Annotated in this window: 9 protein-coding genes; all 9 read right to left on the bottom strand. The window is 65.4% G+C overall.

What is annotated here, in order from left to right; translation table 11 throughout:
* Positions 1–22 precede the first annotated feature (22 nt).
* The 9 genes from ACR30Z_RS19535 to ACR30Z_RS19495 all read right to left on the bottom strand — a co-directional run bounded on the left by ACR30Z_RS19535 (position 23) and on the right by ACR30Z_RS19495 (position 15,949).
* The gene (locus ACR30Z_RS19535) at positions 23–628 is read right to left on the bottom strand and encodes a hypothetical protein (protein WP_434374339.1); all 606 of its coding nucleotides are present in this window, start codon (positions 626–628) and stop codon (positions 23–25) included.
* Positions 629–726: 98 nt separating this feature from the next.
* The gene (locus ACR30Z_RS19530; protein WP_434374338.1) at positions 727–5,181 is read right to left on the bottom strand and encodes an FtsK/SpoIIIE domain-containing protein; all 4,455 of its coding nucleotides are present in this window, start codon (positions 5,179–5,181) and stop codon (positions 727–729) included.
* Positions 5,178–5,882: a hypothetical protein gene (locus ACR30Z_RS19525; RefSeq protein WP_144652058.1), complete on the bottom strand. Its 705-nt coding sequence runs from the start codon at positions 5,880–5,882 to the stop codon at positions 5,178–5,180. Before ACR30Z_RS19525 ends, ACR30Z_RS19530 begins: the two co-directional genes overlap by 4 nt.
* A 45-nt stretch (positions 5,883–5,927) precedes the next feature.
* The gene (locus tag ACR30Z_RS19520; RefSeq protein ID WP_434374337.1) at positions 5,928–7,646 is read right to left on the bottom strand and encodes a serine/threonine protein kinase; all 1,719 of its coding nucleotides are present in this window, start codon (positions 7,644–7,646) and stop codon (positions 5,928–5,930) included.
* Positions 7,643–9,562 (bottom strand): FHA domain-containing protein, encoded by a 1,920-nt coding sequence (locus ACR30Z_RS19515; protein ID WP_434374336.1) that lies wholly within the window; start codon positions 9,560–9,562, stop codon positions 7,643–7,645. Before ACR30Z_RS19515 ends, ACR30Z_RS19520 begins: the two co-directional genes overlap by 4 nt.
* Positions 9,549–10,511: a PP2C family protein-serine/threonine phosphatase gene (locus ACR30Z_RS19510; protein ID WP_434374335.1), complete on the bottom strand. Its 963-nt coding sequence runs from the start codon at positions 10,509–10,511 to the stop codon at positions 9,549–9,551. Before ACR30Z_RS19510 ends, ACR30Z_RS19515 begins: the two co-directional genes overlap by 14 nt.
* Positions 10,508–12,046, bottom strand: coding sequence for an RDD family protein (locus tag ACR30Z_RS19505; protein WP_434374334.1), 1,539 nt, complete (start codon positions 12,044–12,046; stop codon positions 10,508–10,510). Before ACR30Z_RS19505 ends, ACR30Z_RS19510 begins: the two co-directional genes overlap by 4 nt.
* Positions 12,036–14,531 (bottom strand): transglutaminaseTgpA domain-containing protein, encoded by a 2,496-nt coding sequence (locus tag ACR30Z_RS19500; RefSeq protein ID WP_434374333.1) that lies wholly within the window; start codon positions 14,529–14,531, stop codon positions 12,036–12,038. The genes ACR30Z_RS19505 and ACR30Z_RS19500 overlap by 11 nt, the downstream gene beginning before the upstream one ends.
* Positions 14,528–15,949, bottom strand: a complete 1,422-nt coding sequence (locus tag ACR30Z_RS19495) for a DUF58 domain-containing protein (protein ID WP_434374332.1) — start codon at positions 15,947–15,949, stop codon at positions 14,528–14,530. Before ACR30Z_RS19495 ends, ACR30Z_RS19500 begins: the two co-directional genes overlap by 4 nt.
* Positions 15,950–15,991: the final 42 nt, after the last annotated feature.

Here is a 15,991-nt window from a genome sequence, read left to right as displayed (position 1 = left end):
AGCGGCAGACATTAAAGCGCTGCTAGTGCGACGAGAGGCGGTTCTTGCTCCACAGCGCAAACGCCAGTCCGCCCAATCCCACCAGCAATACCGCACCCAGGATGCCGAACAGACCCAGCATGTTCGGCCCTGTGAATGAGTTCGATGCCATCATGGCGGCCTGGGTCTCCTGGCCTTTGTCCACGGGGGTATTCCAGTTGGAGGACTTGGAAGGGCTGGGGCTGGCCGAGGTGGGGCTCGCGCTCGGAGAGGCCGACGGCGTCGCTGACGCTGCCGAGGTCTCAGCACTCGGGATCGGTTCGGAAGAGTTCGACGCCGGACCGGCCGGCTGCGGTGCCACAGTTACCGGGGCCTGGGTCACCACGGGTCGTGGCGCTTCCACCTTGGGCGCCGGTGCCGCCGGTTCCAGTGCTGCCTCCGTTTCCCGAACGCGGGTCGGTTCCGGCTTGGGCGCAGGCTTCTTGTCTGCTTCCGGGGCCAGCCCGGGCTGGGTCGGCAACGGGTCGTCGGCGCCCTCGGTGGGCGCGCAGGAGAACTTCCCGTCGCACGGAGCGGCTTGGGCGGCGGCAGCGGGCGCCAGGATCAGGCCAGCGGCCAACAGAACGGCAGGGACAACGGAGTGTCGCATGAAAGTAACCTCAGCTGGGGCGTTGGGGCGCCCGCAGTATTCAGGAAGTTCGGGTGTTTCCCGAAATCCTCCTACATCCTCCTGCATCCCGGCAAATCCTAGCTGCGGTTCTCCGGCGGCATGGCGATTTGGAGCTTGCGTACCTTTCCACGTCCCACGATGTATCCACGGCCCGGAATGAAGTCGGTGCTGATGCGGCCCAAGGACGTGTTGAGGAGGCTGTCGCCTTCCACGTCTCCGGGGTTAAGCAGCAGCCCACGGCGTCCGGACTTGAACGGCTGGGCAAGGGACCAGGCCTGCGACCAGGTGGATGTTTCGGACTCGCCCACCACCCATTGGTCGGCCTTGATGGCCGCCGTGACCAACCGTCCCACGCCCGACTCGGCCAGCGTGTCGGTGAACTCGGTGAGGCCCTCGATGAAAATGGCCATGGTCCCCGGGTTGTCCGACGCTTTGTCGATCAGGTCATCCACCACGTCCGAAACCTCGTCCGGCCCCACCAAGGAACGGCTCCAGATGTTCAACGACGCAACGGCAGAGCGACGCGATCCGATGTAGATGAGGTCCGTCCGCGGGTTGGAGCGTCGCAGGGCGTAGGCAAGCGTCACCAGCGCAACGGTGCGTCCAGCGCCCGGAGGTCCCGCGAGGAGGAGCGAACCCTTGGCGGCGATGGCTGCCGAACCCAGCGTCTCGTCGTCGACACCTATCACAGGGTTGTCCGGGGCGCCTGTGGGCAGGATGTCCAGGTCCACCAGCTCCGGAAGGCGCTGGATCTGCGGTGCCTGCTCCAGGCCCTGGCGCACCATTGCCTGGCTGAGCTTAGCCACTTCACGGGCCTGGAGCGCCAGGTTCGAGTTGCCACCCAGCACGGCGAGCTGGACTTCGAGTCCGTCCAGCAAGCCACGCCCGGGAGGCGACGCAGCGTTGAGGACATCCTTGGGGACATCGAGGGTCATGTAGTCGTCTTCGGAACTGAGGCGCAGGACCAGCCGCTTCTGGATGGAGGCCAGGAGCGACGCCGGAACGGAGTTGGTGCGGTCCCCGCTCACTACCAGGTGGATGCCCAAGGGACGGCCGTCGGTGGCCAGCGTCAGGAAGATATCCCACAACGCCGACAACTTGCTGTACTCGTATCCTTCGCGGAAGGAGGACATGCCGTCCACCAGGATGAAGATGCGTTTCTCGTCCGGCCGGTTGGCCAGCTGCCGGTATTCGACGATGGTGGAGGCGCGGACCTCGGCGAAACGTGCCGCCCGGTCGTCCGCTACTTCCTTCAGCCAGCGCAACAGACGGCCCACGCGCTCCACGTCGTCACCGTTGATGATTTCGCCAACGTGCGGAAGCCCGTCAAGCATCTTCAATCCGGACGAACCACAATCGATGCCGTACACGTGCACCGGCCCACCACGTGGGGTAACCGCAGCGGCGATGGCGATGCTTCGCAGCGCGGCGGACTTTCCGGATCCGCCCGTACCGTAGACGGCCATGTTGCCGTCCTTGTCCGGTTCGTAGAACACCGTGGGTTGGTCCTGGTGGGCGGGGTCGTCAGCTACGCCCAGCAGCAGCCGCTCGTCGGTGCGCGGGTTGGGGAGCTTGGAGAAGTCATATGTGGTGGCCAGTTCGTTGAGCCATGGCTTCCGGGGAGGGGCGATGGACAGGACGTCAGCTGCCCGGATGATGTTCCCGGTCATCCTGGCAATGTCGTTGGGCCCGGCGGGCTCTTCCTCCACCTGGGCCACCAGCGGCGGTTCCCAGGTGGGGCCGGACCCGAAGGCCATCTCCACAATGTCGATCCGCGGCCGCTGGGGCTTGTCCGTAGTCCAGCCGCCGGCGTAACCGGTCTGGAAGCCTTGGATGCGGCCCGGACCTGTCTTTGCTGCACCGCGGCCGGGAATGGACGGATCAAAGTAGGCGGCTGTCGGAACGCCCAGGATGTCCACCGCATCCACTTCGTCGGCCATTCGCAAGGCGACGCGGAGGTTGGTGTTGGCGCGCAGGTTGTCCTTAATGACACCGGCGGGCCGCTGGGTGGCGAGGATCAGGTGCAGGCCGAGTGAACGGCCACGGGCAGCGACGTCCACCACGCCATCGACGAACTCGGGAACTTCAGTAGCCAAGGCCGCGAACTCGTCCACGATGATGATGAGGTACGGCGGTGCTTCCGGATCGGCTTCACGCTGCAGTGCCAGCAGGTCCTTGGCCTTCTTCCGGTTCAGGAGACGTTCGCGGTAGTGCAGCTCGGCCCGCAGGGAGGTCAGCGCACGGCGCACGAGGTGCGGGGACAAGTCCGTCACGAGGCCCACGGTGTGCGGCAGGTGCAGGCAGTCGGCAAAGGCCGCACCGCCCTTGTAGTCCACAAAGAGGAAGCTGACGCGGTCCGGGCTGTAGGCCGCGGCCATGCCCATCACCCAGGACTGCAGGAACTCGGACTTACCGGCACCTGTCGTCCCGCCCACCAAAGCGTGGGGTCCCTCATTCTTGAGGTCCAGGTAGAACGGCTCCACGCCCTTGGAACCCACCAAAGCGCGGAGGCTGCCATTGTCCTTGCGGTTGGGCACCGCGGTGGCGTGGACCGAGTTGTTCTCCTGCCAGCGCTCGGCAACCGCCTGCGGGTTGTCCATCAGTTCCTTGCCAATCAACGTGGCATAGGAGACGGCCCGCGGGAGGTCGGAGTCGTCGTCGAGCGGGTTCCCAACGTCCACCAATGGCGACATCATGCGCGCCAGTTGCGTGGCGAGGCCTGCGTCGAGGCTCTCGCAACTCACCGGGTACGTGTGGCGTCCCAGGCGGACCTGGCCGGTGGTGGTGCCGTGGTCGCCGTCGACGGAGAGGAAGTCGCGGCACGCGGCCGGAAGCGACTGCACGTTGGCGGCAACCCACATGATATGAACCCCGTAATCGGGGCCGCGCTCCACCAGCCGGGTGAGGCGTCCGCGGTCTACGGGGGCGTCGTCCTCCACGATGACCAAGACGGCGGGCACTACGGGGCCGGGGAGCTCTTCATGCTCGTCCTTGAGCCCCGACCGCAGCTGCGGGCCCGGCTCCTTGGCCTGCGATTCGCGTTCTTCCACGAGGTTTTCCAGGCGCGACAACAAAGCGGCACCGGCCCCGGGGCCGGCTGCCAAATGGTCGCCGGACAAGGGGCTGTGGCCTGATCCTACGTGCGGGAGCCACTGCAACCAGTCCCAGCGTTCGCGGGAACGTGCCGAGGTCAGGGCCGTGAGGACAACCTCAGCCGGCGAGTGAAGGGCCACCAACTGGAGCACCATGCCCCGGGCAACGTCATCCACCACGCTGCGGTCCCCTGCCACACCGAAGGAACCTGAAGTACGCAGCTGCGACACGATCGGTACGCCTTCAATAACACGGACCTGCTGCAGGCACTCCTGGATCTCGCGCATGTACTGGGGTTCGGTTTCGTTGGCGCCGGGCTCATCAAAGGGTATGCGCGAAGGCGCGGACCCCAGCCCAAAACGGACGCCCATGAAGTGCTGGTGCTCGGGCCGGTTGGTCCAGAGGAGCGGACCAAGTTTGTAGATCGCATCGACGGTATCGCTGACGGAGGGCGCTTCCTGGAGCCTGACGGCACGCTCAATGTTCTGTTGCTTGTCGATGTCCTCCCGGAAGGCCAGCATGGCGGCTTTGAATTGCTTGTGGCCTTCCTTGGCTTGGCGCTTGCCTTGCATCTTGTGGTCAACGTAGTGGCCCACAATGAACAGCGGCATCATGGCCATGAAGAGCACGGACAGCAGGTTCTGGGTGACGGCGAACAGCACTCCGCCCATCAGGAGCGGCGCTACCAGCATGATGTACGGGAACGGTTGGTGCTCCGGACGCTTGGGACCGGCCGGCGGTACCCGCTTGGGCGATTCGAACCTTGGCAGCACGCGGGGTGAACGGTTGAAGTCCACCAACGGCGAGGAAGGACCTCCGCCGTGGTTGCGTGACAGCGCGACGACGCCCACCGTAGTGTCTCCGAGCGTCACCGTGTCCGACGATTCAAGCGTGGCCCGTGTCACGGGCAGCCCGTCCATGAGGAGGCCGTTTGCCGAGTTCGTGTCCACGATCTCCACGGTCTCGCCCACGGTGACGCGCGCATGGCGCTTTGACGTCAGTGGGTCGGACAGGCGGATGTCCGCGTCCCGGTCCCTGCCGATGTAGCTGGTGCCGAATGGCAGCGAAAATTCGCGCCCGACGTCGGGTCCTGACATCACGCGCAAGGTCGCCGCTGCCGGCCCCCGGTTGGTGCCGCCGGAGTGGCCATTAGAGGCGAACTGTTCGCTCACCTGGGCGAGCGAGACTTTCGAGCCGGGCCGGAGCCCGGACTCCAACAGGTTGTCCGTTGGCCTCAGGATGTGGCCGGAAAGGCCGCCGCCAACGAATGCTTCGTCCACGCTGATGGACAGGTTCGACGGCGGTTCGGTCCCCTTGCGTGCGGGGTCGGCAGCCCAAAGTTCGGTGGCAATGTCAGCGACGGTGGCACGGCCGTCCACCGTGACGGCGAGGTCCTTTGCTTCCGCAGGGTCACGCCGCAAGGTCAGGCGGAACTTCATCCTTCGTCGACTCCAGTCATGGTTTCAAGGAGATGCAGGTCGGCCGCGGTCACCAGGTGTGACGTCACGGCGTGCTCCACCAAGCGTGCACGGCGGTTGGTGGCGAGCTTTCCGGCGCCTCCGCGCAGACCCACTACGCCAACGCGGTCCAGTTTGTCGCATACGTTGTCCAGCTTGCGGTTGAAGCGGGTCAGGGCCCACCCGAGCCGCTTGGCCGCTTCGGCGGACGACGGTATGGCGCTGAAGCCAGTGCCGTCGCGTCGCAACATGGGTTCGGCCAGCGCGACGATGAGCGCCTTTTGGGAATCGGTGAAGACCACCGGGCCTATGGTGGTGTCGCCGGCTTGGTCTTCGTCGCGGGCTTCATGGCGGAAGGACGGAGTCTTCAGATGGACGGCGAACTCATACGTGGTGGGTCCGGCCGTAAAGATGACGTTCGTATGGCTGAAGACCAAAGGGATCCTCGCGCCCGGTGACAACCATGCCTGCATCCCGCCTGAACCGTCCGCAATGGTCGCCGACAACATGCTGCCAACGTTGCTGAGCCACCACATGCCGTCGTAGCGCGCAATTTGCAGGAACCGGCGGTGCAGGTAGGGGTTGTCGTCAACTTCCAGATCCCCTTCGCGTCCGATGTCGAAGACGTCCTCGTCCGACGGTTCGTACCATTCCCCACAGAAATCTATTGCTAGATCCCCCATGATCTGTGCCTCCTCAGTGGGCGGTGTGATTGTTGCATGTGCCGGCTAACTGTCCAGGCAGGCAATGGAACCCGGTCCCTCAGGCGATGCGCTGCCGTCTGACCGGACAATGATCACCTGGACGCAGATGGGCGGCTCACCGAATCCGGAAACAAAAGCCTTCTCGGTTCGCGTTGTTTCGTAGGCACCGTCAGCCTTCGCGGACTTGGTGCGCCACTTGTAGGTATCGCCCTCTTTTGGCTGCGGGTTCTTCCAAGAGAAAACAATGATGTTCGGATCCTTGGTGTCCCGAGCAGCGGCAAGGGCTTCGACGTCCGGGACGCTGCCGCTGTCCAAAGCGTCGGCCGGGGGCTTGCTGGCGGCCTCGGTGGGCACCACTTTGGGCTGCGCGGAAGCCCCAAGGACAAGACCAACCACGACGGCGACCACCAGGACCGCTGCGCCGGTTGCGGCCAGCCATAGGTTGCGTTTGCTGTGGTCGGCAACCGGGGCTTCCTCCGTTGCCGGTGACGCGTCGGCGGAAGCACCGGCGCGGTTGACTGTCGCTCCCAGGTCATCATGCGACGGCGTGGACTGCCAGCCCCGCAAGACCGTGGACTCGGCCGCGTCCGGCTCCGCCAAGTCGCCGGGCCTTGGGGCGGTGTGCGCCGCCGGCGCGTGGAATTGCGGGGGTTGCTGTGGTGTTTGGGCCGGGACAGTCTGTGGGGGCTGTTGCACGGGCCGCACAGGCTGCGGGCTGCTGCCCGGAACGGTGGACGGGAAGGTCCGTGCCGGGAACGTCGGCGCAGAGCCTGTCGTGGCCGTTCCTGAAGCATCCGGATCGATCGCGGCGATGCTCCGGACCCGGGTTTCCTCGAAGTTGTCGTCCGGATGTTCATCGCCGTGTCCTGGTTCTTCGAGGACTTCGAAGGGTGTGACGGACAAGTTCAGCTCGGTCTGGATCCGTTGCAGCGCGAGTGCGAACGCGTGGGCCGACGAGTAGCGGGACTCCGGGGACTTCGCCATGGCGGTGGCAAGGACCAGCTCAAGCGACTCAGGAACGTCGGCACGGCCAAGCCTGGGCAGCGGCGAGTTGGTGATGCGCGAGATCAGTTCCCGTTGCGAGTTGTCCTGGCCGGGAAGGACAAACGGCGATCGACCCGCCAGCAGCGTGTAGAGGGTGGCCCCCAGTGCCCAGATGTCCACAGGAACACCGTCCACCGCGCCGCCCCTGAACTGTTCCGGCGGCGACCAGGGAATGGACATGCCGGCGTCGTCCTCAGTGTCGGCGCCGATGGTGCCGGAAATGCCAAAGTCCGTCAGCGCGGGCCGGTTGTAGTCGGTCACCAGGATGTTGGCGGGCTTGATGTCGCGGTGGACAATCCCGGCGCGGTGCGCGGTTTCGACGGCGGAGGCCACCTGGATGCCGACGGCCAGGACCTCATCAACACTGAAACGTTGGCGGCGGTAGCGGACGTCGAGGCTCGGCCTGGAGCAGTATTCCATGGCGAGGTACGAGTGGCCGTTCTCGGTGATCTCGGCCTCGAAGATCGTCACGATATACGGGTGTGACGACAGTTGCGCCATCAGGTTCGCCTCGGACTCGAAGCGGCGGCGCGCGCCTTCGGTCTTCAGGTCCGACAACAGCACCTTGACCGCAACCTTCCGGCGGGGTCGGTCCTGTTCGTACAGGTACACATCCGAGAAGCCACCAGAGCCAAGCAGGCTGATGTACTTGAAGCCCGGGATGGGTGGAGGCGGTGCAGGGGGCCTCTTGGAACTCAAAGAATCTCCTCGAAACGCAATGAAATGTCGTCGCCCAGCTCAGCGATATCGCCGTCCAGAAGGATGGCCATCTCGTTTTGGGCAAGCCGGCGTGGTGCCTGGCCCTCCCTGATGAGCACGGTTCCGTTAGTAGCCTTCAGGTCGCACAGCATGACGTGCCACCCCTCCAGCCGAACCTCGACGTGGGAGCGGGAGATGTCCCCGCCGGGACTCTCCACCTGGACCAAGCGGGGCATGGTGCCGCCTTGGACGCGGGAAACCGAAGGCTGACGGCCGATGATGAGCGACTGGTCCAAGTCGATCAGCTCGCCGGTGGACACCCGCATCCGGCCCAGGCGCGGACGCGGAACATGGATGGAATCTCCGGAGACAGCGACCCCGCAAACGGAGCACTGCGGATATGTTGGCGGGTTGGCGTGCCCTTGGGGGCACACCCGAGCGAGAACGCTGGGACCGTTGACGGCGAGCTGTTCGGCGTTGGCCGGTTGGGCGCCCGCTTGGTCGTCCGTGGGCAGGCTGCTCTTCATGATGGTTTGGCCGTCGTGGTCTGAGTCGTCATCCGCGGACGGAATTTGGGGCGGTGGCGGCGGCCAGTTGGCCGGCAGCTGCGGCGCGGGGGTCGCAACAGGGTGCGACGGAACCACCGGCTGCTGGTCACTGACCGCGCTGGCTGACGACGTGGTGCTGCGGAGCCAAGGAACGGAGTCGATCAGGCCTTGGGTCGCCGGGACCTGCACGGCTGGAGGGGACTGAACAGTGGCCGGTGCGGATGGGACTGGTTCCGGGTTCTCCGGTTCGGGGGCCGGGGCCGCCGGCGCGTCGGGGGTTTTGGATGCAGGTGCGTCGTGGTCATCCGACTCGTCATCCAGGCGGACGGCTGCATCCTCAATGTTCCGCATCACCGTCTTGTCCCAGAGGTGGTCATAATTGGTGGTGTTTTCCAGCGACGGAATCACGGGATCGGTAGTACTCGTGTGGACGGACACTTCAGAGGCGTCCACAGCAGGCCCGTCGACCTGTTCGTCGGCCGCTTCGTCGGCAGCAGGTTGGTCGGCAACAGGTCCGTCCCCGACCGGTTCGGCCGCGGATTCTTCCGCGGCAGGCTCGTCGGCTGGTTCCTCGACCGGTTCCGCGACCAGTGCCTCGGCAACAGTCCCGTCGGTCAGAAACTCCCCGGCGGCAGGCTCGTCGGCAACCGATGAACCGGGAGGCGCAATATCGGGCACCCTGCCCACGCCTCCAGGCGCTATGGTCATTCCCAGATCGGCTTCCGTGTAGCCGATCATCGTTTCGTCCGAAACCCGCGCCTCAGCAGGGAACTCCCCTGCGACAGGTGCTCCCTCCATGGCCGGAACGGCTGCCGCGTGGACCTGTGGCTCTCCGACGGTGTGCACGGATTCGCTGGTTCCAACCTCAAGGGCTGCAAGCAGCACTACGCCCTCAGTCAAGGGCAGGCTGTTCAGTGATGGGCTATCCAGGGTGGGACTGTTACGAGGTGAACTGTTGCTTGCCGAACTATTCAGCGGCCGGCTGCCCTCCCCAATGCGCAGGCTGTAGGACGCAACGCCAGGGAGCCGCCGCTCGGTCCACGTAGTGACATCACGCCCTGTGATCTGCTCCGTGCCGGAGGGAAGCTGCACGAGCAACTCGAGATCGCCCCGGAGGAACACACGGAGTGCGTCCTTGACGTCGATGATCCCGAAGGGAGGAATGCGGCTGAGCGAAACGCCGAACGCATCCGTCACCTCATGGAGGACCTCGTGAGCCTCGGGAGCGGAAGCCAGCAGTTCCCAGACGGTGTCGATCAGCGCATGGGGCGTGTCCGGACCGAGGAGCACCACGGTTCCATTCCGCACCACGCCAAACCACTCGCCCCGCTGGTAACGCGTAAGTGACAGCCGGTTACTGCTTGCCATCGACGCCTTCCTCCTGGTCGGTTTCCTTCAGCTGGTCCGTTCCATTTAGCTGGTCCGTTCCATTCAGCTGGTCCGTTCCATTCACCCAGGCTCTGGGAAGGGTGTCCTCTTCAACCTCGGTCCCAACCTCCGGTCGGGGCGCAGTGGTGGCGATGCCGGCGTCGTTCAACACGTTCTTGGCATCAACAACAATCACGGTGACGTTGTCACGGCCGCCGCTTCGCAGGGCGGCCTGAATCAGCGCGTCCACGGCGTCCTGCGGATGTGCCACCGTGCTGAGGATGCGGAACATGTGGTCATCGCCCAGCTCACCGTTGAGGCCGTCCGAGCACACCATGATCCGATCGCCCTCCTGGATGGGAAGCAACCAGAAATCGGCCTCGGTCTCGTCGCCGGTGCCCAGCGCTCGGGTGACCACGTGGCGGCGAGGGTGAACTGCAGCTTGCTCTGAGGTGATGTCCCCGGAATCCACAAGTTCCTGTACTTCAGAGTGATCCACGCTGACTTGGGCGAACTCCCCTTGGCTCAGGCGGTAGGTCCTGGAGTCGCCAATGTTCATCACCAGCCAGTACGGCAGTCCCATCTGTTCCACCACCACCACGCCGGAGAGCGTTGTTCCCGCTCGGGCCCCCGTGGCATTGCGGATGCTGGCATCGGCCTTCAACAGGCAGGACTGGAGGTCGGCCGCGGATGCGGTGCGCACACCCGCCGCCAACTCAGGGGCACTGCCGAGGGTTCGAACGCACATGCCACTGGCGATCTCGCCGGCCTCGTGGCCACCCATGCCGTCAGCGACGGCAAACACGGGGTCCGCCGCAATAAACGAATCCTCGTTCAGTTCGCGACGAAGGCCCCGGTCTGTTCCGTAGCCATAGCTGAGGCGAAAGGAGGACCCGCCTGCAGTGGGACCGGCTTCGGCGTGGGCAGGAGTGGCCGGCTGTGAATTCATGCTTGTCCTAGGTGGAAGGAACGGTCCCCAAAGTGAACGGTGGAACCTGGACGGACAAAGACAGCTTCGCCCGGGTGGAGCCTGGTCTGGATGCCGTCGGGGGTGGTGACAGCGCTTCCGTTGGTGGAGTTGCGATCCGAGACCCACACTCCGTCGCCATCGACGCACAGGTGCAAGTGGGTCTTGGAGATCGACCTGCCGGGATCGGAGACGGGAAGCAACTGCTCCACGGCCTCCCCGGGCTGCGGTGCCGGGTTCCGTCCAAGCAGGACAGACCCGCCCAGTTGGACATCCTGGCCGTCATCCACCCGTATCCGCAGGACGGCCTGTGCTCGGGATGTGCCGGGGCGCATCTGCGTCCGCTCTACGTCATCGTCGGGGTGCGCGGGCGTCTCGGCTGCGGGTTGTGGGATGACGGTGGCCTGCGGGGGTACCGCCGAGGCCGGCCGGGGCGCTGTTGGCGGGCGCCACTGGTTGGGATCGTGCGGCGGCTGCACTGAAGGCGCCGGGGCCGACTGCGCAGTGACCGGCGCGGCGACCGGTGCGGCGGCCGGCGTGACCTGCGCGGGAAGGACCTGCCCGCTTCCGGATGCTGGGCCTACAGGTACGGGGGACGCTACGGGCTGCACGGGAGGCAGGTCCATCGGCGCGAAACTGTAGGGACCCTGGATGCCACCAGTCGTCACGGGGTTACGGCCGGCGTTCACATCGAACACCAGGGACTTCGCAGCCTTGTCCTGCCAGCCGCGGAGCTTGCCGTTCTTGTCCCAGGCGTTGGAGATGACCACGAGGATGGCCCACACCACGCCCAGTGCCATGAGCGGCAGTCCGATCCACAAGACCAGGCCGATCAAGCCCAAAGCGGAAAGAACAACCGAGACGATGGCCCCGAGAAGCAAGCCACCGCCTGTGATAATGCCCCGGACAAACACGGCGCCGGCGCCCGGCGCGTAGCCGTCCGCATCGGAACTCCGGATACCCATGAGTTGGTTGCCGACGGTGTTTCCGGACTTGGCCTCCAACGCCAACAGCACCACGACATAGACCACTGTGATTCCAAGGCCGATGCTGCCGAGCAGGACCAACAAACCTGTGTCATAGACGATGAAGCCGTTCCTGCGCGTTTGCGTGATACCGGCGATGCCGATGGCGAAGGTGGTGGCGAGGACGGCAACGGGTCCCAGCCAATCCAGCACAGCTGCGCCGAGACGCTTTCCCGCAGATGCGGGCACCAACTCGAGCTTGGTGGTCATGGTGGTCCCTCCCCCTGGCCCAGGCTTTCCGTTCGGCGTTGATGTTGTTTCCGGATACACCGGTTGCACCGGCGACGCCGGCGCCGACACTACCGAGATACTACCGGGATCGGGCAGGCCCTGGCGGGTTGCGAACTCCAACGCCGCCTTCTGGGCGTGGTTGATGTTCCCTTCCTTGCGTGCACCTCGGTTGTTCAACGGTGACCCGCACTGCGTACAAAACGTTGCGCCCGGCCGGACCGCGTGCCGGCAGGCGGGGCAGAGTTCCACGTCACTGCTCATCCGTGGTGTCCTTCTTCCGACGAAGGCTGAACCGACGCTTACCCGGATCGCTGGGGGCCTGATCGCGGCGGCGGAGGGCAGCCCTGCCGTCGGACAGCAGGGACCGGGGCGAGAATCGGGCCTGCTGGCGCTTCCAGAAACCAACGCTTCCCGTGATGTCGGTCAGCGATGAATCCACGATCTCCCAGTACTGCTTGACTTCGTCCTCGCTCGGCTGGCCGGCCCCGAAGACGGCGGCATCGGCACGGTGGGCAAGCATCGTGGTGGTGGTCCCTGTGGTGGGGAACGCGTCCGCGATGACCGTGGCCGATTCCCGCCGCGTGGACTTCGTGTCGATCGAAGCACCCATGTCGGTGGCGAGGCTGATCACTTCGTTCCAACCGCCCCCGACCCGCTGGGCGGGGTGGCCATCACGGAAGCGGGCCTTCCGGCGTCGTGATTTCAACAGGAGGATCAGCAGCAGCGGCAAGGCGAGGATCCCCAAGGGAATCAGCGCCACACCGATGGCTGCCAGCAAGGGACCCCAGAAGAGCCAGGGGTTGTTCTTCTTCTCGTCAGCGTCCAGGGCATCCGGGGTGGAGTCCGGCGGCAAGTCCGCGGGTTCCTGCGGCGGGGGTGGCGGCTGCAGCACCTGGGGCTTGGGCTTGGACTTGTTTTCCGGGTCAGGCGGGATGGGCACGTTGTCCTTGGGCGGCGTGGGATCAAACGGCACCCAACCTACGCGGTCGAAGGCCACCTCCACCCAGGCGTGCACATCCTTGCCAGTGATCTTGACGTCGCCGGCACCGTTTTCGGGGCTCTTGGGATCCGGATAGAAGCCCATGACCACCCGGGACGGGATCCCGAGGTGGCGGAGCATCAGGGACATGGACACCGCGTACTGTTCGTCGTCACCGAGCATCTGCTTGGCGGAGAGCATATTGCGGACACGCGCGGCACTGTGGCCGGGAAGGCTCGGAAGTTGCCCATCGGCAACCAGGCCGTTACTGAACGCGCCGCTCTTCTGGAAATGCGCCTCGATCTGGCGGACACGGTCGATGGCCGTGGGCGCGTCAGCCGAAATCTCGTTGGCCTGGGAGGGAACGATCGGCGGTACTTCCTCGGCCTCCGGCAACGTGAGTTTGGCGAAGTCGTACTGCGTCAACTGGCCGTGCTCCAAGGTGCCCGGATCGGAGACCTGAACAGTGTAGTTTTCGCCCTTGGCCAGGCCCTTGGTGGTGACGGCAGTGTCCGTACCGGCGTTGAAGTACAGGCCGGACGCCGCACCGGAAGTCTCCGCGAAGCTCATCCCGGTGGTGTGCCGCCCGCCCGGCACAAAGTAGCCCTGGTAGTCCTCGATGGTGATGTCCAGCGTGTAGTTGGTGCCCTCCACCGGGCTTCCCGCGTCCGCCAGCGTGTTCAGCGAACGGGCATCGCCCACTTTGCTGAAGTTACCCGAGCTGTTCGGATCCATGGTGTAGTTCAGTCCGTTGAAGGCATCCAGCGCCGCGAGCCGCACACGGGCGTCCTTGGGCAGTCCTTTGACGGTGAACAGCGTGCTGTCCTTCTCGTCCTTGACGAAGTTGCGAAAGCTCGCCAGCGGTGTGATGTAGTCGCGGGGGTCGAAGGGGGGAACGATCGTGTTGCGGAGGACCTTCCTGTCGTCGCTGGCGGTCACCAGCGGAGACGCGATGGCGGTGACGCCCACCGCGACGGCGATCACTGCTGCAGCAGTCCCCAGACGGCGGAGCTGGCCGCGGCGGGCTGCACCGGCGTCGGAATCCGGCCGGTTGGCCGAAACGGTCTTGGTGCTTCGTTGGCGCAACACGTCGCGGCGGAACGTAGCCCACACAATGGACACGATGGTCAGTGAGACGCCGCGCTCCACGTTGAGGAACCCGGCGCTGGTGCTGAAGGCGATGCCCGTGACGAACAGGACCAAGACGGGAAGCAGCGGCCAGTACGGGCTCTTCAACCGCCACGTCAGCAGTCCCGCCGCCAGCGCCGTGAGCAGCGAGCTGAGGAACGGCACAATGAGCATGCCGTTCGCCGTGCCCACGGGCACGCCTACGGTCAACATGTCCTTCCAGGCGAAGACGACGCCCAGGAGGAGCGTTCGCAGGGAATCGAGGCTCGGCAGGAAACCGAAGACTGCCGAGTCCGGTACAGCCAAAGCGGTTCCGAACAGCATGTACGCGCCGAAAGCCATGGCGGTGGTAATCAGCAGCCCGAGGCGGAGGTGGGCGTTCAGGACAGCAATGCCCACCCCCAGGAGCACGCCGCCCAGACCCGCGACAAGATAGCGGGGGTCTCCACCGAAGCTCAGGGTGAAACCAAGGACGCCCAGGAACAGCAGCACCACCAGGGCGCCGCAGTCCACGGCGAAATGCCACCACGGCCGCCCGTCGGCGAGGAGCGATCCCCCGGCGGCGCGGTTGGCGCTGCCTGTTGACGTAGTCTTCTTGGCGGCGCGGGGACGCACGCGAAGATTGGGCGCGGAGCTCATGCTGCCGCCTTTCGAAGAACAATGGCGAGGTCATCAAGGTCGCCGACAGTGAGGACCGTCAGGTCTGCGATGTTGGCCCTCGACGGCGCGGCGCCGGGTTGGACACGGACAGCCAGGCTGCGGACGCCGGGCGGAACGGACGCGGCGGCCGAACGCAGCTGCGTGGCCGTTACGTGGCTTCCCACTACGAAGAACACCACGGAGGCGTTGGGGACCGTATCGGACAGCGTCCGGGCGAGGTCGACGGCGGTCTTCCGCATGGGTGCCCCGACGATCCTTGTGGTGTCGTCCAGCAGGTTGCGGCCGGTTTCGCAGCGGAGCGGTCCTTTTTGGGTCAGGACATCGAGTTCCCGCTGTTCACGGATGGCCTGCCGACCAATCGAGGCTGCCACGGAAATGGCCATCTCGAACTCGGGCTCGGAATCGTACTCATCGGTGTTGATGGAGAGCGCAATGGCAAGGTGGGCCCTGCGGGTCTCTTCGAATTGGCGGACCATGAGCTTGTTGGTGCGGGCCGTCGTCTTCCAGTGGATGTGGCGGCGATCGTCGCCGGGCACGTAGTCACGCAGGGCATGGAAGGAGACATCGGCGCTGGAAAGTTCGGTGGTGGGCATTCCCTCGAGGTCCCGGATGAAACCTGCGGCGGAGCTGCCCAATGAGACCGTGCGGGGATGAACGAACAGGTCCACGGGTTCGGTCCACATCACACGGCGCCTCAGCAGGTGAAGGGGGTCGGCGCGGACCGAACGAACCGGACCCACCACGATCACTGCGCGCCTGGCGGTGGGAATGGTGAACAGGTCCTCGTGCACCTGCGCCGGCTTCATGCGGGGCAGGTGGAAAACGGCGGTGTTGGATCCCACCGGCAATTCAAGAGCCGCGGGCAACAACGGCCTGGTGGACACGTTGGAGACTGCGATGCTTCCCACGGCGTCATCCCCCACGGCCACGCGTGTGCGGGCAAGGTCCAGGACCACGCCGTACGCCGAACGCCCCACAATGAAGGCGATGGCCAGGACGAACAACAGGAATGCCACCATGGCGGCAGACTTGGCTTCTTGCCAGCCCCATGCCTGTCCGGCCCACCACAGCGCGATCGCAGCGGCCAGCACCACCCAGCCCAGCAGGCTCACCACTGACAGGACCGGCCAGGCGAAGGCCAACCAGACACCGCGGACCTTGCGCCATGCGGGCGCGAGGAACTCACCAGCGGTACCGGCGGCTTCCGACCACACTGAGGCAGGGTGGAGCTTGCCGGTCTTGCGGGGCTTTGCCGAACCGGCTGGTTTGCCGGTGGAGGAAGGGCGCTGGCCCGTGCCACCACCTGAGCCGCGCAGGTTGCGTATCTTGCCGGCGAACGCGGACGTTGCGCGTTTCAGCGAATCAGCAGCCCTGTTCAGGGGTGTGCTGGAGGACATGTGGGGACCTTTGTTTGGGCTGGGGATGTTTGGCTGGGGGTC

Origin of the sequence: Paenarthrobacter sp. FR1 (assembly GCF_051106045.1) — a bacterium.
Taxonomy (GTDB): domain Bacteria; phylum Actinomycetota; class Actinomycetes; order Actinomycetales; family Micrococcaceae; genus Arthrobacter; species Arthrobacter nitroguajacolicus_A.
Note: the sequence above shows the minus strand (reverse complement) of the source record. Positions and strands in the feature narration are given on the sequence as shown.

Bases quoted from the DNA above. Each gene is read 5' to 3' on its own strand.
- ACR30Z_RS19530 (WP_434374338.1), bottom strand. From the start codon at position 5,181: ATGAAGTTCCGCCTGACCTTGCGGCGTGACCCTGCGGAAGCAAAGGAC.
- ACR30Z_RS19500 (WP_434374333.1), bottom strand. From the start codon at position 14,531: ATGAGCTCCGCGCCCAATCTTCGCGTGCGTCCCCGCGCCGCCAAGAAG.
- ACR30Z_RS19505 (WP_434374334.1), bottom strand. From the start codon at position 12,046: ATGAGCAGTGACGTGGAACTCTGCCCCGCCTGCCGGCACGCGGTCCGG.
- ACR30Z_RS19495 (WP_434374332.1), bottom strand. From the start codon at position 15,949: ATGTCCTCCAGCACACCCCTGAACAGGGCTGCTGATTCGCTGAAACGC.
- ACR30Z_RS19515 (WP_434374336.1), bottom strand. From the start codon at position 9,562: ATGGCAAGCAGTAACCGGCTGTCACTTACGCGTTACCAGCGGGGCGAG.
- ACR30Z_RS19535 (WP_434374339.1), bottom strand. From the start codon at position 628: ATGCGACACTCCGTTGTCCCTGCCGTTCTGTTGGCCGCTGGCCTGATC.
- ACR30Z_RS19510 (WP_434374335.1), bottom strand. From the start codon at position 10,511: ATGAATTCACAGCCGGCCACTCCTGCCCACGCCGAAGCCGGTCCCACT.
- ACR30Z_RS19525 (WP_144652058.1), bottom strand. From the start codon at position 5,882: ATGGGGGATCTAGCAATAGATTTCTGTGGGGAATGGTACGAACCGTCG.